At 74.1% G+C, this 16,997-nt stretch carries 16 protein-coding genes; 6 read left to right on the top strand and 10 right to left on the bottom strand.

Going from position 1 to position 16,997, the window contains the following annotated elements:
* Positions 1–254 precede the first annotated feature (254 nt).
* Both AC5WAM_RS32245 and AC5WAM_RS32240 read left to right on the top strand, forming a co-directional pair.
* Positions 255–2,066 (top strand): glycoside hydrolase family 15 protein, encoded by a 1,812-nt coding sequence (locus tag AC5WAM_RS32245; RefSeq protein WP_138966288.1) that lies wholly within the window; start codon positions 255–257, stop codon positions 2,064–2,066.
* 120 nt (positions 2,067–2,186) lie between these two features.
* Complete coding sequence (locus AC5WAM_RS32240) at positions 2,187–3,845, top strand: PucR family transcriptional regulator (protein WP_495519686.1); 1,659 nt, start codon at positions 2,187–2,189, stop codon at positions 3,843–3,845.
* Between the two features lie 42 nt (positions 3,846–3,887).
* Here the strand turns inward: AC5WAM_RS32240 and AC5WAM_RS32235 are convergent, their stop codons facing one another.
* Both AC5WAM_RS32235 and recN read right to left on the bottom strand, forming a co-directional pair.
* Positions 3,888–5,027 (bottom strand): glycosyltransferase family 4 protein, encoded by a 1,140-nt coding sequence (locus tag AC5WAM_RS32235; RefSeq protein WP_366795750.1) that lies wholly within the window; start codon positions 5,025–5,027, stop codon positions 3,888–3,890.
* Positions 5,028–5,378: 351 nt separating this feature from the next.
* Positions 5,379–7,121: a DNA repair protein RecN gene (gene recN / locus AC5WAM_RS32230; protein ID WP_495519685.1), complete on the bottom strand. Its 1,743-nt coding sequence runs from the start codon at positions 7,119–7,121 to the stop codon at positions 5,379–5,381.
* A gap of 182 nt (positions 7,122–7,303) precedes the next feature.
* On the opposite strand from recN, the gene AC5WAM_RS32225 reads away from it, so the two are divergent.
* On the top strand, positions 7,304–8,656 hold the full coding sequence (locus AC5WAM_RS32225; RefSeq protein WP_495519684.1) for an FtsX-like permease family protein: 1,353 nt from the start codon (positions 7,304–7,306) through the stop codon (positions 8,654–8,656).
* 112 nt (positions 8,657–8,768) lie between these two features.
* On the opposite strand, the gene AC5WAM_RS32220 is transcribed toward AC5WAM_RS32225, so the two are convergent.
* Genes AC5WAM_RS32220 through AC5WAM_RS32210 form a run of 3 tightly spaced genes read right to left on the bottom strand, consistent with a single transcriptional unit; the run spans position 8,769 to position 10,826 of the window.
* Positions 8,769–9,674: an NAD kinase gene (locus AC5WAM_RS32220; RefSeq protein ID WP_138958898.1), complete on the bottom strand. Its 906-nt coding sequence runs from the start codon at positions 9,672–9,674 to the stop codon at positions 8,769–8,771.
* Positions 9,671–10,486, bottom strand: coding sequence for a TlyA family RNA methyltransferase (locus AC5WAM_RS32215; protein ID WP_366795753.1), 816 nt, complete (start codon positions 10,484–10,486; stop codon positions 9,671–9,673). Before AC5WAM_RS32215 ends, AC5WAM_RS32220 begins: the two co-directional genes overlap by 4 nt.
* 7 nt (positions 10,487–10,493) lie before the next feature.
* Positions 10,494–10,826, bottom strand: a complete 333-nt coding sequence (locus AC5WAM_RS32210) for a hypothetical protein (protein ID WP_495519683.1) — start codon at positions 10,824–10,826, stop codon at positions 10,494–10,496.
* Between the two features lie 42 nt (positions 10,827–10,868).
* Here AC5WAM_RS32210 and AC5WAM_RS32205 point away from each other — a divergent pair, with 42 nt between their 5' ends.
* A complete protein-coding gene (locus tag AC5WAM_RS32205) occupies positions 10,869–11,216 on the top strand; it encodes an SCP2 sterol-binding domain-containing protein (protein WP_366795755.1) in 348 nt (115 codons plus the stop codon).
* Here the strand turns inward: AC5WAM_RS32205 and AC5WAM_RS32200 are convergent.
* From AC5WAM_RS32200 to AC5WAM_RS32185, 4 genes are read right to left on the bottom strand one after another with little or no spacing between them, the layout of a single operon-like run.
* Positions 11,200–12,015: an ABC transporter ATP-binding protein gene (locus AC5WAM_RS32200; protein WP_138958902.1), complete on the bottom strand. Its 816-nt coding sequence runs from the start codon at positions 12,013–12,015 to the stop codon at positions 11,200–11,202. The two genes, AC5WAM_RS32205 and AC5WAM_RS32200, sit on opposite strands and share 17 nt — an antisense overlap.
* Positions 12,012–12,191 carry a hypothetical protein gene (locus AC5WAM_RS32195; RefSeq protein WP_495519682.1) on the bottom strand — a complete coding sequence of 60 codons (180 nt, stop codon included), beginning with the start codon at positions 12,189–12,191 and terminating at the stop codon, positions 12,012–12,014. Before AC5WAM_RS32195 ends, AC5WAM_RS32200 begins: the two co-directional genes overlap by 4 nt.
* The gene (locus tag AC5WAM_RS32190) at positions 12,188–13,216 is read right to left on the bottom strand and encodes a FecCD family ABC transporter permease (protein ID WP_495519681.1); all 1,029 of its coding nucleotides are present in this window, start codon (positions 13,214–13,216) and stop codon (positions 12,188–12,190) included. Before AC5WAM_RS32190 ends, AC5WAM_RS32195 begins: the two co-directional genes overlap by 4 nt.
* Entirely contained in the window at positions 13,213–14,256 is a 1,044-nt protein-coding gene (locus tag AC5WAM_RS32185; protein ID WP_495519680.1) for a FecCD family ABC transporter permease, read from the bottom strand. Before AC5WAM_RS32185 ends, AC5WAM_RS32190 begins: the two co-directional genes overlap by 4 nt.
* A 44-nt stretch (positions 14,257–14,300) precedes the next feature.
* On the opposite strand from AC5WAM_RS32185, the gene AC5WAM_RS32180 reads away from it, so the two are divergent.
* Positions 14,301–14,450 carry a hypothetical protein gene (locus AC5WAM_RS32180; protein ID WP_495519679.1) on the top strand — a complete coding sequence of 50 codons (150 nt, stop codon included), beginning with the start codon at positions 14,301–14,303 and terminating at the stop codon, positions 14,448–14,450.
* 147 nt (positions 14,451–14,597) lie between these two features.
* Here the strand turns inward: AC5WAM_RS32180 and AC5WAM_RS32175 are convergent, their stop codons facing one another.
* A complete protein-coding gene (locus tag AC5WAM_RS32175) occupies positions 14,598–15,638 on the bottom strand; it encodes an HAD-IIA family hydrolase (RefSeq protein ID WP_495519678.1) in 1,041 nt (346 codons plus the stop codon).
* A gap of 71 nt (positions 15,639–15,709) precedes the next feature.
* Here AC5WAM_RS32175 and AC5WAM_RS32170 point away from each other — a divergent pair, with 71 nt between their 5' ends.
* Positions 15,710–16,987: a DUF1015 family protein gene (locus tag AC5WAM_RS32170; RefSeq protein ID WP_495519677.1), complete on the top strand. Its 1,278-nt coding sequence runs from the start codon at positions 15,710–15,712 to the stop codon at positions 16,985–16,987.
* Positions 16,988–16,997 lie beyond the last annotated feature (10 nt).

The following is a 16,997-nucleotide window of genomic DNA, read 5'->3' as shown; positions in this document are numbered from 1 at the left end:
CCGCGCACACATGTGCGTGCCGCAACTCGTTCGGCCTAGCCACGTTGGCTGGACGAGGGGGCAGATTGCGGCGGCGCCGATGTATGTTGCTCGGACACTTGCTGCCGACCCACGCGCGCGGGCGGAACCATCCCCCGTCGCCATTTCTGGAGACCACCGGAAACACTCGGGCCCGGCAGTTCGTTCTTTGCAGCGAACCCTTGACCGTAGAACGAGCGCCCCGAGAGCGGGCGAACGTGGCCGTTTGAATGGGGATGCACGTGGCCGGGCGCATCGAGGATTACGCACTGATCGGAGACATGCAGACCGCGGCGCTGGTCTGCCGGGACGGCACGGTCGACTGGCTGTGTCTGCCCCGCTTCGACTCCCACGCCGTCTTCGCGGGCCTCCTCGGCACGGAGGAACACGGCTTCTGGCGCCTCGGCCCCGCGCACGCTCCGGGCGCGCGGCCCGAGGCCGCGAGCCGACGGACGTACCGCGGGGACTCACTGGTCCTGGAGTCCGAGTGGGACACCCCGCGCGGCACGGTCCGGGTGATCGACTTCATGCCTCCGCGTGACAGCGACGCCCCCCAGCTGGTGCGGATCGTGGAGGGCGTCAGCGGCCGCGTGCCGATGCGCTCGGCCCTGCGGATGCGCTTCAGCTATGGCCGCGTCGTGCCGTGGGTGCACAAGGTCGACGGCCGCACGGTCGCCGTGGCCGGGCCGGACTCGGTGTGGCTCGACACCTCCGCCGAGACCTTCGGCAAGGACCTGACGACGTACTCGGACTTCACCGTCGGGCCCGGCGACCGCATCGCCTTCACCCTCTCCTGGCAGCCCTCCCACAAGCAGCCGCCCGCCCACCCCGAGCCGGAGGCCGCCCTCACGGCGACCGAGGACTTCTGGCGCGAATGGGTCGAGCACTGTACGTACCACGGGCCCTACCGCGAGGCGGTGGTGCGCTCCCTGATCACGCTCAAGGCCCTGACGTACGCCCCCACCGGCGGCATCGTCGCCGCCCCCACCACCTCCCTGCCGGAGGACATCGGCGGCTCCCGCAACTGGGACTACCGCTTCACCTGGCTGCGCGACGCGGCCATCACCCTCTCCTCGCTCCTGCGCACCGGCTACCGCGAGGAGGCCCGCGCCTGGCGCGAGTGGCTCCTGCGCGCCGTCGCCGGCGACCCGGAGAACCTCCAGATCATGTACGGCATCGCGGGCGAGCGCGAGCTGGGCGAGGCCGAGCTCGACTGGCTCCCGGGCTACGAGAACTCCGGCCCGGTCCGCGTGGGCAACGGCGCGGCGCACCAGCTCCAGCTCGACGTCTACGGCGAGGTCACCGAGGCCCTGCACCTGGCCCACATGACGGGCCTCGCCCGCAACGACTACGCCTCGCTGCTCCAGCTCAAGCTGATCCGCTACCTGGAGACGCACTGGAACGAGCCGGACGAGGGCATCTGGGAGGTCCGCGGCCCCCGCCGCCACTTCGTGCACTCCAAGGTGATGGCCTGGGTCGCCGTCGACCGCACCATCAAGCTCATCGAGTCCGGCGACGCCGACGGCCCCCTGGAGCGCTGGCGCGAGCTGCGCGACGACATCCACCGGGACGTCTGCGACAAGGGCTACGACAAGGAGCGCAACACCTTCACGCAGTCCTACGGCTCCAAGGAGCTGGACGCGTCCTTGCTGCTCATCCCCCAGGTGGGCTTCCTGCCGCCGGACGACAAGCGCGTCATCGGCACCATCGAGGCCATCCAGCGCGAGCTGTCCACGCCGGACGGATTCATCCTGCGCTATCCGACGTCCGGTGACGACGCGGGCGTGGACGGCCTGGAGGGCGACGAGGGAGCGTTCCTCGCCTGCTCGTTCTGGATGGCCGACGACCTGGCGATGATCGGCCGCGTGGACGAGGCCCGCAAGCTCTTCGAGCGCCTGCTCGCCCTGCGCAACGACCTGGGGCTGCTCGCCGAGGAGTGGGACCCGCGCCTGAAGCGCCAAGTGGGCAACTTCCCGCAGGCGTTCAGCCACGTGCCGCTCATCGACACGGCCCTGCGGCTCACGGCGTCGGGGGCGTACGGCGGCTGAGACCGCACGCACGGATGGCGGCCGGGTGAAGTCCTGGCCGCCAGGACAGGGCGGGGCGGCGGCCGCGCGGCCCTCGGACGGCGGCCGATGCCCCGGCCCAGGTCAGGTAGCGTCCGCCCCATGGAAAGTCAGGACTCTCAGGGCGGCATCACCGTACAGCGGGCACTGGAGCTTCCGGGCCTGCGCGGCGGCCTTCCGGAGGTCCTCGCGGGCGCCGACCGGCTGCACCGGACGGTGCGCTGGGTGCACGCGGGCGAGGTGCCGAACATCGCCTCGCTCCTCAAGGGCGGCGAGCTGCTCCTGACCACGGGCCTCGGCCTCGGCACCCGCCCCGCCGACCAGCGCGCCTTCGTCCGCGACCTGGCCGAGCGCGGTATCGCCGCCCTGGTCGTCGAGCTCGGGCCGCGCTTCTCCCGGCTGCCCGCCGCGCTCGTGGACACGGCGCGCGCGGCGGGGCTGCCCCTCGTGCAGCTGCACCGCGAGGTGCCGTTCGTGACGGTCACCGAAGAGGTGCACACGGAGATCGTCAACGGCCACTACGCGCTCCTGCGCCGCGCCGAAGAGGTGCACCGGCGCTGCACCGAAGCGCTCCTCGGCGGCGGTGGCGTGCCCCAGGTCCTTTCCGTCCTCGCGGAGTTCAGCGGCAACCCGGTCTTCCTGGAGACGGCCGAGGGACAGCTCCTGTACGCCGCCGGGGCGGGCGGCGCGTGCGCGGACCCGCTCCAGGTGTGGGAGGGCCTGCGCGGGCGGCAGGCCGACCGGGACGAGCCGCCCGCGGGCGCCGTGTTCGTCGACGTGCCGGGCGGCGGCCCCGGGGCGGGCTCGGTGCGGGCCCGGCTCGTGCTGCTCGCCGTCGAGTCCGCGCTGCTTCCCGTGCACCGGATCGCGGCCGAGCGCGCCGCGGGCAGCCTCGCGGTGGTCCTGATGCAGGCGCGCCAGGACGAGGAGCTCGCCGCGCGCGGCCGGGGCGACTTCCTCACCGACCTCGCCGAGGGCCGCATCACCGCCGACGACGCGCCCGCGCAGGCTCGCGTGCTCGGCTTCAAACCGGGCCGCGGCCCGCTCCTTCCGGTCGTGATGCGCCTGGCCGGAGCCGCCGCCGGGGCGCCGTCGGGCAGCGGCTGGGCGGTGCTCGCGCGCGCGGTCGCGGAGGAGCTGACGGCGGTGGGCGTGCCGGTGCTGCTCGGCGTGCGCCCCGTAGAGGGAAGGGTTCCGCTCCTGCTCGGCCTGCGGGCCGAGGCGGAGCGCGCCACGGTCGCGGACCGGGTCGCCGCCGCCCTGCGGGCCGGGGTGGAGCGGGCGGGCATGCAGCGAGCGGACTCCCCGCCTCCGGTCGTGGTGGTGGGCGTCGCGGGCGGCTGGGCGGCGGCGTCGGCGGGGCTCAGGCACGCGGCCGAGACCGCGACGGCGGCGCAGGGCCTGCCGGAACGCCCCTGGTACGACGCGCGGCGCCTGGACATCGACCTGCTCCTGTGGCGGCTGCGGGCCCACCCCGACCTGGCGGCGTTCGTCGACCGCGCGATCGGCCCGCTGCGCGCCCACGACCAGCGCTCCAAGCCGCCGCTGCTGCCCACCCTCGAGACGTACCTGGCCCACGCGGGCCGCAAGGCGGAGACCGCCCGCGAACTCCATCTGAACCGCCAGACCCTCTACAACCGCCTCGCCCGGATCAGCGAACTCCTGGGCACCGACCTCGACGACCCGCAGACGGTCCTGGCCCTGAGCCTGGCCCTGCGGGCCCGCCGACACGTACCGGGGACGCCGACCGGCACGGCCTGACCCCGTCCGGGGCTCCGATGACTAGGTCCGGGGCTCCGGCGCTCAGTACGACGTGAGGGGCTGCGTCAGCTCGTCGTAGACGCTGAGGACCTGGGTGACCGTCTCGTCCTCGGTGGGCCAGGAGGCCGCCTGGGCCGCGCCCAGGTCCCGCAGCTCCCGACGGCGCGCGTCGTCGGTGAGCAGCCGTACGACGGCGTCGGCGAGGGCCTGGGCGTCGCCGTAGGGGACGAGCTCGGCGGCGTCGCCCACCAGCTCGGGGATGCCGCCCACCGCGGTCGCCACGAGCGGTACGCGCGCGTGGAGGGCCTCCTGGGCGAGCAGCGAGCGCGACTCCCAGCTGCTCGGCAGCAGCGCGAGGTCGGCCGCCGCGAGCAGTTCGGGCACGTCGTCACGCCGCCCGAGCAGGCGCGCGGGCAGCTCCTCGGCGTCGATGCGGGTCTGGAGCGCGGACCGCCGCGCCCCCTCCCCCGCGATCACCAGCAGCGGCACCGGATCGAGCGCGGTCCAGGTCCGCGCGGCGTCCAGGAGCACGTCGTGGCCGCGGTGCGCTTCGAGGGCGCCGACGGCCAGCAGCAACGGCCGGTCCACGGCACCCAGTTCCGCGCGGACCTTGTGCCGGGGCAGCTCGGGCTCGTGCTCCGGGGCCCGTGCGCCCCGGGGCGCCGGAAGCGCGACCGGCGCGAGCCGGGCGTCGCGCGCGCCCCTGCGGCGGGCGCGGTCGACCAGGTCGGACGAGGTGCCGAGGACCACGGCCGCGGCCCTGGCGACGCGCCGCTCGAGCAGGCGCAGGACCTGGGCGCGGGGACCGGACGCGTGGGCGCGGGTGTGCCAGGTGACCACGAGCGGCACCCGGCGCCCCGTCAGGGCGATGGCGGCGCGCAGCCCGGCGTGCAGCCCGTGCGCGTGCACGAGGTCGGCGTCCGCGCAGGCCGCCCTGAGCGCGGCCACCGACGCGGGGTCGCTGCGGCGCGGCACCGCCAGGTGCTGGGCGCCGGTGCCCGCGAAGTCGTAGACCTCGCCGGCCTCTGCGGGGGCGCACACCGTGACGCGCACGCCCCTCGCGGCGAGGCCGGTGGCGAGCGACCGGACGTGCGCGCTGCTTCCCGCGCTGCCGCCGCCCAGGACTTGCACGGTGTGCAGCGGCGTCTGGCCCTGCGGTACGGGGGTGCTCACGTGGCTCACGTGGCCGGGACTCCTGGGTCGGGTCGGCGGGCGGCGCGCCGACGGAACGGGTGGGCGCCGGCGGTCCGGGCGGTCGGTCCCCGCCCGTCACCGCGCCAAGGATGCCAGTCCGTACGGCCGTTCCGGCACAGCCGAAAGGCCCCCTTCCGGATCGGGCCGGACAACTCCGCGTAAGGGATCACTCTCACGGATGAGCACGCGCTCGACCCGGCCCCGGCGTCCACCCACCACACGCCCCCTCCCCCGTCGGCCCCCGCATCTTCGCAAGAGCGCCCCCTCGACAGGAAGTCTCTGACGAATCCGACGTGCTCGCCGGGCGTGTTGGAGGGCGGCCCCGGCGCGCGCCGGGGGCTAGCCGTCCGCCCGGGCCGCCGCGAGGAGCTCCTCCGCGTGGGCCCGCGCCGTCTCGGAGTCCTCCTGGCCCGCCAGCATCCGCGACAGCTCGCGCACCCGGTCCTCGCCCTCGAGGACCTGTACGCCGGACCGCGTCACGGACCCGTCGTGCGTCTTCTCCACCAGCAGCTGCCGGTCCGCGAACGCCGCCACCTGCGGAAGGTGGGTGACCACCACCACCTGCGCGGACTTCGCGAGCTTCGCGAGCCGCCGCCCGATCTCGACGGCCGCCTTGCCGCCGACACCCGCGTCGACCTCGTCGAAGAGGTACGTCGGCACGGGGTCCGTCCCGGCGAAGACGACCTCCACGGCGAGCATCACGCGCGACAGCTCACCGCCGGACGCGCCCTTGGCGATGGGCCGGGGCGGCGCCCCGGGGTGGGGCGCGAGCAGCAGCTCGACCTCGTCGACGCCGGAGGGGCCGTAGGCGACGGTCCGCCCGTCGATCTCCACTCCCTCGGGGTCGTCGGTCTGCCGTACGTCGATCGTCACGCGCGCGTGCGGCATCGCCAGCGAGGCCAGCTCCTCCGTGACGGCGGCCGCGAACCGCGCGGCGGCCTCGGCGCGCGCCTCGGTCAGCTCCCGCGCGAGCCCGGCGAGTTCGGTGCGCAGCGCGTCCCGCTCGGCGGTGAGGTCCTCGAGCCGGTCGTCGTCGCCTTCCAGCTCCGCGAGCCGCGCCGCCCCGGCCTCGGCCCAGGCGAGCACGGCGCCGACGTCCTCGCCGTACTTGCGCGTCAGCTGCGTGAGCGCCGCCCGCCGCTCCTCGACGGCGGCGAGCCGCAGCGGATCGGCGTCCAGGTCGTCGGCGTACCCGGCGAGCTCGCCCGCCACGTCGGCGAGCAGGATGCCGACTTCGCCGATGCGCTCGGCGAGGGCGGCGAGGGCGGAGTCGTGGGACCGCACGGTCTCCAGGACCCGGTGCGCGCCCGCCACGAGCGTGGAGGCGTCGACGCCCTCCGGGTCCTCGGGGTTGCCCGCGAGCGCCGCGTGGGCGGCGGTGGCGGCGGAGGCGAGCGCCTCGGCGTGGCCGAGCCGCTCGGCCTCGGCGGCGAGTTCGACGTCCTCGCCGGTGCGCGGCTCCACGGCGGCGATCTCGTCGAGGCCGAAGCGGAGCATGTCGGCTTCCTGGGCGCGCTCCCGCGCCCGCGTGGTGATCTCCTCCAGCTCCGCGCTGACGGCCCGCAGCCGCCGGTACGCCGCCGTGTACTTGTCCAGCGGCCCGGCGACGGCGTCCCCCGCGTACCGGTCGAGCGCGCCGCGCTGCCGGGCGGGCTTGAGCAGGCCCTGCTGGTCGCTCTGGCCGTGGACGGCGACGAGGTCGTCGGCGAGCTCGGCCAGCAGCCCGACGGGCACGGACCGACCGCCGAGGTGGGCCCGGGAGCGCCCCTCGGCGGAGACGGTGCGGCTGATCAGGAGGGCGCCGTCGTCCAGTTCGGCCCCGGCCTCCTCGGCGCGCAGGGCCGCGGCGGCGCCCGCGGGCACGGTGAGGCGCCCCTCCACCACCGCCGACTTGGCGCCGATCCGCACCAGCGCGGGGTCGGCGCGCCCGCCGAGCAGCAGCCCGAGGCTCGTGACGACCATCGTCTTGCCCGCTCCGGTCTCGCCGGTCACGGCGGTGAAGCCGGGCGACAGCTCGACCACGGCGTCGTCGATGACTCCGAGCGACCGTATCCGCATCTCCTCCAACACGGACAAGACCATACGAGGTCAGGGCGGCGGTGTGCGACGTGCCCTGGTGTCATCGCGTAGCTGTTCTGTGAAGGCGCAGGTAAGGCGTGCCGTGCCGGAGCCGCCTGTCACCCACGGGAGTGGGGTTATCCCCCAGGAAATCCTGGGGCGATCTTCATGGTGGCCGGTGGCTCCGGCACCCCACCATGATCTGTATGAGTACGGGACTGGCACGGGCGGCGCTGCGGGCGCACCGCCCCGCGTTCATCGGCACGGCCGTGGCGGCGCTGTTCGCCGCGACGGTGGTGAGCGCTTCGACGATGGTGCTGCGCAGCACGAGCACCAGCGGGCTCCCGGCCGAGGCCCGCCATCGCCTCACGGAGAGCGGCGTGGGCGAGATCGCCACGGTGCTCCTGATCGGCTCCATCTATATGTCGATATTCGTGGTGGCGTCGACCATGGGCACGGCCGTCGTCCAGCAGCACCGCGAGCTGGCCCTGGTGCGCTCCATCGGCGCCAGGCCCCGGCAGGTCCGCCGCGCGGTGGCCGGGCAGGCCCTGGCGGCCTCGATACCGGCGGCGCTGGCCGGCTTCGCCGTCGGCGGCGTGCTGGCCCGCGTGTGGTTCACGGGCATGGTGGAGCACGGCCTGGTCCCGGCCGAGGTGCCCTTCCGGTTCAGCTGGCTGGCGCTGCCGGTGTGCGTGGGCGTCGCGGCGGTCACCTCCGCGCTCGCCGCCGTGCTGTCGGCGCTGCGGTTCTCCCTGCTGCGTCCCGCCCGCGCGCTGGCCGAGGCGACGGCAGGGAGACGCGACCTCGGCTGGCTGCGGGCCCCGCTCGGGCTGCTCGCGGTGGCCGGTGCCGTGGCCCTGTCGGTGCTGCTCTCGCGGCAGGACGCGGCCGAGGCGAGCGAGGGCGCCTTCCTGGTCCTGATCCTGTTCTGCGTGGGCGCGGGGCTGCTCGGTCCGCGGCTCATCGGGCCCGCGGCCTGGCTGGTGTCGGCGGCGGTCGGCCGCTTCGGCGGCGCCTCGGCCCGGCTCGCGATGGTCAACGTCCGCTCCCAGCCCCGGCGCTTCTCGGCCGCGGTGGTGCCCCTGCTGCTCGTCGTCGGCTTCGGCATCACCAAGATCGCGATGCATACGACCGCCGAGCACCACACGGGCTCCGCGGGCACCACCGGCGAAGTCTGGCTGGACTACATGGGCACGGGGCTGTACGCGGGCTTCGCCGCCATAGCCTCGGCGAACACGCTGGCCATGATCTCCTTCGAGCGCCGCCGCGACCTGGCGCTGCTGCGCGTGGTCGGCTCCCAGCGCCGCCAAGTGCGGGCGATGGCGGCGTGGGAGGCCGTGGTCGTGGCCGGGACCGCGCTGCTCGTCGGCGGCGCGATAGCCCTCGCGACGCTCGCGCCGATCCTGAGTACGGCGTTCGGCTCGGCGGTGCCGTATCTGCCGGGTGCGGTGGTGGCGGGCATCGCGGCGGGCACCCTCCTGCTGACGCTGGCCGCCACCGGCCTGCCGGTCGCATCGGTGCTGCGCCGCCGCGCGATATCCGTGGTGAGCGGCACCTGATCCCCGGACGTGCAGACGGAGCGCCCCTTCAGGGCCGCGGGGGAACGGCGCGCCCAGCCCCGACGAACCCGCGGGCGCCCCACGCGCCACCCCCGCAGCCCCAGCGGCAGCGTCAGTGCGGCGCTCCCCGCCACCCGGACACGGGCAGGGCGAATTTGGCCACGAGCCTGTCCGTGAACGAGGCGTGGTGCAGCCGCGCAAGCCGTACGGGCACGGCCCCCCGGCGCACCTCCACCCGTGCCCCGGCGGGCAGTTCGACGGTCCGCCGCCCGTCGCACCACAGCACTCCGTGCGGCGTGTGCGGTTGCACCTCAACCGCGAGGACCGAGTCCGGCGAGGTCACCAGCGGCTTGGCGAACAGGGCGTGGGCGCTGATCGGCACCATGAGCAGCGCCTCCACCTCGGGCCACACCACGGGCCCGCCCGCCGAGAAGGCGTAGGCCGTCGAGCCGGTCGGGGTCGCGCACACGATGCCGTCGCAGCCGAAGCCGGTGACGGGACGCCCGTCGATCTCCAGGACGACCTCGAGCATCCGCTCGGCCGACATCTTCTGCACGGCGGCTTCGTTGAGGGCCCAGTCGCGGTGGACGACATCGCCGTTGCTGTGCACGACGACGTCGACGGTCATGCGCTCCTCGACCTCGTACGCCTTGGTGACGACGCGGTCGACGACCTTGTCCAGGTCGTCCCGCTCGGCCTCGGCGAGGAAGCCGACGCGGCCGAGGTTCACCCCGAGCATCGGCACGCCGGAGGCGCGGGCGAACTCGGCGCCCCGCAGCAGCGTCCCGTCACCGCCGAGGACGATGAGCAGCTCGCACCCGTCGAGGCAGGCGGGGGTCGCCTCCTTGACGGTCTGCACCGAGTCCGGCAGCGGCAGGTCGGCCGCCTCCGCCTCCAGGACCCGTACGCCGAGACCGCTGCGCAGCAGCCCCTGCACGACGAGTTCGGCACTGCGGATGGCCGCGGGACGGCCGGTGTGTGCAAGGAGAAAAACTGTACGAGCTCGGCTCTGACTCAACGGGGCCCCTCCGCCACGGCACGGTCGACGTCCGCCGGGTCGAGTTCCGGCGCCCCGGCGCGCAGCCACAGAAAGTACTCGACGTTCCCGGACGGTCCGGGCAGGGGGCTCGCGGTGACCCCGCGCACCCCGAGGCCGAGCTCGTGGGCCTGCCGGGCCACGGTGCGCACCATCTCGGCCCGCAGCTCGGGTGAGCGGACCACGCCGCCGCTGCCGAGCCGCTCCTTGCCGACCTCGAACTGCGGCTTGACCATCAGGACGAGGTCCGCGTCCGGGGCCGCGCAGCGCACCAGGGCGGGCAGCACGAGCCCCAGCGGAATGAAGGAGAGATCGCCGACCACCAGGTCGACGGGGACGCCGTCGATGAGGTCGAGCGTCAACTCGCGTACGTTCGTACGGTCCTTGACGGTGACCCGGTCGTCACTCTGCAGGGACCAGGCGAGCTGGCCGTAGCCGACGTCGACGGCGACGACGTGCCCGGCGCCGGAGCGCAGCAGCACATCGGTGAAACCGCCGGTGGAGGCGCCCGCGTCGAGGGCGCGCCGGCCCTTCACCACGAGGCCCTCGGGGACGAAGGCCTTGAGGGCGCCGGCGAGCTTGTGGCCGCCGCGCGAGACGTAGTCGGGGTCGCCGTCGTCCTGGGCTACGACGATCGCGGCGGCCGTCTCCACCTGGGTCGCGGGCTTGGTCGCCACGGTCTTGCCGACGGTCACGCGACCGGCGGCGATCAGCTGGCTCGCGTGCTCGCGCGAGCGCGCGAGCTTCCGGCGCACCAGCTCGGCGTCGAGGCGGCGGCGTGCCACTCCTGCCACGTTCGGTTCAGCTCCTGTTGTCGTTCGTGGTCGGTGCCCCTGAGGGGGTCGGGGGCCCGGGGCGTGCGTCCAGCGCGGTCAGCGCGTCGCGCAGGCCCCGGTGCACATCCTCGTACACCTCGATGTGGCCGTCCGTGGCGAGGTGGTCGGCGTCGCCGAGCCGGTCGAGTCCGGCGTCCACGTCGGCGTTGCCAGTGGGGGTGCGGGGCACGCCGAGGGGGGCGGGCGCGGCCGGGTCGACGGGCTCGGCGTGGGCCTCCTCCGCCGCCTCCGTCAGCTGCGGAACGGGCACGTCCGCCTCTGTGACCTCGGGCTCGGGGCCCGGCGTCGAGTCGCTCATGCCCCGACGCTACCTCGAAGCCCTGCGGTACTGTCGATCACGATGGCGACCATGGCGGAGTGCCGCAGCGCACTGGACGGGCTGTCGGCGAGCCTGGCGGCGGCCGACGGCGACGTTCGCGGTGCGGCGGCGCTGGACCGCTCGCTGAGCTGCCACATCAAGGATCTGGACGCCACCTTCACCGGCCGTCTGGAGAACGGCCGGATCGAGGTGTCGGGCCATCACCCGGGGCCGCCGCGCGAGCGGGCCCAGGTCCGGCTCGCCCTGACGGGCGACGACCTGGTGGCGCTGGTGTCCGGTCGCCTGGACTTCGCCAAGGCCTGGGCCGCGGGCCGTGTCCGCCTCGAAGCGGGCTTCCGCGATCTGCTGCGCCTCAGGAAGCTGCTGTAGCCACCGCGGTCCTGCGCGCCCGCCGGGCCGCGGGCACCACCAGCGGCGTCCCGGTCTCGGGGTCGTCGATGACCTGGCAGGACAGCCCGAAGGCCGCCTCCACGAGATCCGCCGTGACGATGTCGCGGGGCGCGCCCTGCGCGATGACCTTGCCGTCGCGCAGCGCGATGAGGTGCGTGGCGTACCGGGCGGCGTGGTTGAGGTCGTGCAGCACGGCGACGAGCGTGCGGCCCTGCTCCTCGTGGAGCTCGGCGCACAGGTCGAGTACGTCGATCTGGTGCTGGATGTCGAGGAAGGTGGTGGGCTCGTCGAGCAGCAGCAGCGGTGTCTGCTGGGCGAGTGCCATCGCGATCCACACGCGCTGGCGCTGGCCGCCGGAGAGCTCGTCGACGTACCGCTCGGCGAGTTCGGCGACGCCGGTGGACTCCATCGACTCCCGCACGATCCGCTCGTCGTCGGCCGACCACTGGCGCAGCAAACCCTGGTGCGGGTAGCGGCCGCGTGCCACCAGATCGCCCACCGTGATCCCGTCGGGCGCGATCGAGGACTGCGGGAGCAGCCCCAGGGTGCGCGCGACCTTCTTGGCGGGCATCGAGTGGATGACGTCGCCGTCCAGGAGCACCCGCCCGGCCGACGGCTTGAGCATCCGGGACAGGGCGCGCAGGAGCGTGGACTTGCCGCAGGCGTTCGGGCCGACGATGACCGTGAAGGAGTTGTCGGGGATCTCGACGGAGAGCCCCTCCGCGATGACGCGCTGGTCGTAGCCGAGGGTCACGTCGTCGGCGATGAGCCGGTTCACTGGGCACGCTCCTGGTCGTGTGCTTCTTCGTACGAGGGGGTGGTGCGCGGTCCGGTCCACGCCCCGCCGCGCGCGGTGCCGCTGTTCCCGGTTCCGCCGCGCGCGGTACCGCTGTTGCCGATTCCGCCGCGCGCGGTACCGCTCCGCGCGGGCCCGCCGTGTGCCGTGCGGCTCATATCCGCCCCGCCTTGCGCTCGGTAGCGAGGAGCCACAGCAGATAGACGCCGCCGAGGACGCCCGTGACGACGCCGACGGGCAGCTGGTCGGCGCCGAACGCCCGCTGCGAGGTCCAGTCGGCGACGATCAGCAGGGTGGCGCCCATGCACATCGACGGCAGCAGGTTCGGCCCCGGTGAGCGGGTGAGGCGGCGGGCGAGCTGCGGCGCGGTCAGGGCAACGAAGCTGACGGGCCCGGCGGCGGCCGTCGCGGCGGCGGTGAGCAGCACGGCGGAGCCCATCAGGGCGACGCGGGTGCGCTCGACGGGCACGCCGAGCGCGTACGCGACGTCGTCGCCCATCTCCAGCATCCGCAGCGGGCGCGCGTGCGCGACGACGATCGGCAGCAGCACGACGCACAGCCAGAACAGGGGCCACACCTGCTCCCAGTCGCGGCCGTCGAGCGAGCCGGTCATCCACACGACGGCGCGCGCGGCGTCGACGAAGTCGGCCTTGGTGAGCAGATAGCCGTTCACGGCGACGGCGAGGGCGTTCATGCCGATGCCGACGAGGACGAACCGGTAGCCGTGCACGCCCTGCTTCCAGGCGAGCAGATACATCGCGGCGCCGGTGACGAGGCCGCCGACGAGCGCTCCGGCCGCGACCTGCGCCGCGCCGCCGGAGAAGACGACGATCATCAGGAGCGCGCCCGCGGTCGCGCCCTGCCCGAGGCCGAGCACGTCCGGGCTGCCCAGCGGATTGCGGGAGATGGACTGGAACAGGGCGCCGCCGAGCCCGAGGGACGCGCCCACGAGCAGGCCGACGAGGACCCGCGGCAGCCGCAGGTCGTTGATGATGAACTCCTGCCCGGCGTCGCCGTTGCCGAGCAGCGTGCGGATGACGTCGGCGGCCGGGATGGGGAAGTCGCCGGTGCCGATCAGCACGACGCTCGCGGCGAGCCCGGCGACCACGAGCGCCGCCACGACCACGGCCGAGCGGACGTCGAGGCGGACGGAGAGCCCGCCCTTGGTGCGTATCGCCTTCACAGCTGGGCCATCCTCTGCCGTCGTACCAGGAAGATGAAGACCGGGGCGCCGATGGCCGCGGTGACGACGCCGACCTGGAGCTCCGCGGGGCGCGAGACCACGCGGCCGAGGACGTCCGCGCCGAGCAGCAGCACGGGCGAGAGGAGCGCCGCGTACGGCATGATCCAGCGCATGTCGGGCCCGGTGAAGGAGCGCACGACGTGCGGCACCATCAGGCCGACGAACATGATGGGCCCGCAGGCGGCGGTGGCGGCCCCGCACAGCAGCGTCGCGGCGGCCATGGAGAGCGCGCGGGTCCGGTTCAGCCGGGCGCCGAGGGCGCGGGCGGTGTCGTCGCCCATGCCGAGCGCGTTCAGCGGCCGGGCGAGGCCCAGCGCGATGAGGATGCCGAGGACGAGGAACGGCAGGACCTGCTGGATGGTCTCCGTCTTGGCCGAGGCGAGCGAGCCCACGGTCCAGAAGCGCATCTTGTCGAGCGCGGTGTTGTCGGTGATCATCACGGCCTGCAGATAGCCGGTGAGCGCCGCGGTCAGGGCCGTGCCGGCGAGCGCGAGCCGCACGGGCGTGGCGTTGCGGGTGCCGCCGAGCATGTACACGAGTACACCGACGATCGCGGACCCCGCGAAGGCGAACCACACATAGCCGCTCAGCGAGGTGACGCCGAAGAAGCTGATGGCGGTGACGACGGCGGCCGAGGCGCCCATGTTGATGCCGAGCAGTCCCGGGTCGGCCAGCGGATTGCGGGTCAGGGCCTGCAGGACGGCGCCGGAGAGGCCGAGGGCGACCCCCACGAGCACCCCGAGCAGCGTCCGCGAGACCCGCTCGCCGACGACCACGTCGGCGTACGTCCCCGAGTCCTGGAAAAGACCGTGCCAGACCTGGCCCATGGACAGCGGTTTGGCTCCGACGGAGATGCTGGCGAACACGACGGCCAGCAGCAGGACGGCGGAGAGGAGCAGCCCGATGCCGCGCAGCGCGCGGCGGTTGGGCGGCGCGGCCGGGGATTCCGCGCGGGGTTCGGGGGGACTGTCGACCAACACGAGGTTAGGTTAGCCTACCCTCCCATTGACCCCCTGCTGGTTCGATGAGAGAAGAACCACGCACGCCCCGGTCCTCTCGCGCCCTCCGGCCCGCCGGTCCCTCCCGGCACGCACTGCTGTCCGCGGGCGCCGCCCTCGACCTCGACCCGCAGCCGGGCGACCTCGACGTGAGCAAGCCGCGCTCCCCGCGGTGAAGGCGGGCCAGATCGTCCCGTAATCCGTGGAGGAGCGCTACAGCTACACGGGTTACGCCCCGGTCCTGGAACTCCTGGCCGAGGCCGTCGCCAAGTCCGCGAAACTCACGCCCTGAAGACCGGGGCGGCCCCGGGAGAGGCGGCCCTTCACAACCCGAGCCGGGCCAGCGCCTTCTCCCCGTCGAGCCCGCACGCCCCGTCCCCCGCCTCGCTCCAGGCCACCGCGCACAGCGCCCGCAGCCCGTCGAGCGCGGCGCCTTCGCCTTCGAGTGCCAGCGCGTCCCCGCGCGCGGAAGCGCTCCAGCCCCCGCACGCGAACCCGCCCTCTACGGACTCCACTTCGGGCTGCCCGCCCAGCAGCCCCCGCAGGTCGGCGTCGACGTACGTCGGCCGGTGCTCGGGCCGCGCGGCGAGCAGTGCCGCCCCGTCCGTCACGCCCGTGAGGACGAGCAGCGAGTCCACACCGCCGTTGAACGCCCCCTCGATGTCCGTGTCGAGCCGGTCGCCCACCACCAGCGGCCGCTTCGCCCCGGTCCGCAGGATCGTCTCCCGGTGCATGGGAGGCAGCGGCTTCCCGGCCACCTGCGGCTCCGCTCCCGTGGCGATGCGGACCACCTCCACGGCCGCGCCGTTCCCCGGCGCGATGCCCCGGGCGCCGGGGATCGTCAGGTCCGTGTTGGAGGCGAACCACGGCACCCCGCGCGCGATCGCGTAACAGGCCTCCGCGAACCGCCCCCACGGCAACTCGGGCCCGCCGTACCCCTGCACCACCGCCGCCGGCGAATCGTCCGCCGACTCCACGGGCTCCAGGCCGCGCTCACGCAGAGCGACCCTCAGGCCCTCGCCGCCGACCACCAACACCCTTGCTCCCGTGGGCAGTTGGTCACTCATCAGGCGCGCCACGGCCTGCGCCGAGGTGATCACGTCCGACGGCTCGGCGGGGATGCCGAGCTCGGTCAGGTGCTCCGCCACGGCTTCCGGGGTGCGCAGCGCGTTGTTCGTCACGTACGCGAGATGCATGCCGCCTGAGCGGGCCGTTTCGAGCGACTCCACGGCGTGCGCGATCGCGTGCCCGCCCGCGTACACCACTCCGTCCAGGTCGAGCAGTGCCGTGTCGTACGCCTCGCTGAGCGCACGCGCGCTGCCCGCGGGCCGGGTCCGGACGCTCTGACCGCCGGTCTGGCTCATTACGTATCGCTCCTCGTGAGATCCACTACACCGATCATCGCGCATGCCACTGACACACTTACGATGCACTAATGAACACAGTGGGTCACACGGACGTCCAAGGCCTCGACCTGATTCCGTTCCGCGGCGTGCGCTACGACCCGCAGCAGGTCGGCAGTCTCGCCGCCGTGACCTCACCTCCGTACGACGTGGTGGTACGGCCCGACGGGCTCCTGGAGTTGGAGTCCTCCGACCCGCACAACATCGTCCGTCTCATCCTGCCGCAGGCCACCACCCAGGCCGCGCGCGACCAGCAGGCCGCGGACACCCTGCACGACTGGCTGAGCGAGGGCGTCCTCGCCCCGGACGCGCTGCCCAGCCTGTACGTGTACGAACAGCACGACGGCGACATCCTGCAGCGCGGCATCATCGGCGCCCTGCGCCTGTCCGAGCCGTCGCAAGGCGTCGTCCTGCCGCACGAGGACGTCATGCCGCACGTGATCGACGACCGCGCCGCCCTGATGCGCGCGACGGCGGCGAACCTCGAACCGCTGCTCCTGACCTACCGCGGTGACGCGGCCCCGGGAGGCGCCGCCACCGCCATAGAGCGCGCCATACTCCACAAGCCGTTGCTCTCGACGACCACGGAGGACGGTTTCAGCCACCGTCTGTGGGCGGTGACGGACCCGGCCGAGGTCGCCGTGATCCAGTCAGATCTGGCCCGTCACCAGGCCCTGATCGCCGACGGCCACCACCGCTGGGCCACCTATCTGCGGCTGCGCGGCGAGCACGGCTCGCCGAGCCCGTGGGACTTCGGTCTGGTCCTGCTCGTGGACACCTTCCGCTATCCGCTGCGGGTCCGCGCCATCCACCGCTACCTCCACCGCCTCCCGGTCGCCGACGCCCTGGCGGCCCTGGACGGCTCCTTCCGGGTACGCACTCTGGAGTGCCCGCTCGGCCAGGCCCTGGACGCCCTCGCGGACGCCGTCTCGGAGGGCAACGCCTTCCTGCTGGCGGGCGACGGCACGTACCACCTGATCGACCGCCCGTCCCCGGACCTGATCGCCCGTACGGTCCCCCTCGGCCGTCCGGAGGCGTGGCGCACCCTCGACGCGACGGTCCTGCACGCCACGCTCCTGGACCACATCTGGCGCATCCCGGACGCCCCCGAGCACATCGCGTACATCCACCACACGGAGGCCACGGTCGAGAAGGCCGAGCGCGAGGGCGGCACGGCCGTCCTCATGCACCCGGTCCGTGAGGAGGTCGTCCGCGACCTGGCGCAGCAGGGCGTCACGATGCCCCGCAAGTCGACGTCGTTCGGCCCGAAGCCCGCGACGGGCGTGGTCCTGCGCGACCTGGCGTTCTAGCCCGAGGCCG

It is taken from the genome of Streptomyces sp. JLYT201, from assembly GCF_059448825.1.
This window is presented reverse-complemented; position numbering and strand designations above follow the sequence as displayed.

Excerpts from the sequence above, each read along its gene's own strand:
- AC5WAM_RS32245 (WP_138966288.1), top strand. The coding sequence starts at position 255 with ATGCACGTGGCCGGGCGCATCGAGGATTACGCACTGATCGGAGACATG.
- AC5WAM_RS32240 (WP_495519686.1), top strand. The coding sequence starts at position 2,187 with ATGGAAAGTCAGGACTCTCAGGGCGGCATCACCGTACAGCGGGCACTG.
- recN (WP_495519685.1), bottom strand. The coding sequence starts at position 7,121 with ATGGTCTTGTCCGTGTTGGAGGAGATGCGGATACGGTCGCTCGGAGTC.
- AC5WAM_RS32225 (WP_495519684.1), top strand. The coding sequence starts at position 7,304 with ATGAGTACGGGACTGGCACGGGCGGCGCTGCGGGCGCACCGCCCCGCG.
- AC5WAM_RS32210 (WP_495519683.1), bottom strand. The coding sequence starts at position 10,826 with ATGAGCGACTCGACGCCGGGCCCCGAGCCCGAGGTCACAGAGGCGGAC.
- AC5WAM_RS32205 (WP_366795755.1), top strand. The coding sequence starts at position 10,869 with ATGGCGACCATGGCGGAGTGCCGCAGCGCACTGGACGGGCTGTCGGCG.
- AC5WAM_RS32195 (WP_495519682.1), bottom strand. The coding sequence starts at position 12,191 with ATGAGCCGCACGGCACACGGCGGGCCCGCGCGGAGCGGTACCGCGCGC.
- AC5WAM_RS32180 (WP_495519679.1), top strand. The coding sequence starts at position 14,301 with ATGAGAGAAGAACCACGCACGCCCCGGTCCTCTCGCGCCCTCCGGCCC.
- AC5WAM_RS32175 (WP_495519678.1), bottom strand. The coding sequence starts at position 15,638 with ATGAGCCAGACCGGCGGTCAGAGCGTCCGGACCCGGCCCGCGGGCAGC.
- AC5WAM_RS32170 (WP_495519677.1), top strand. The coding sequence starts at position 15,710 with ATGAACACAGTGGGTCACACGGACGTCCAAGGCCTCGACCTGATTCCG.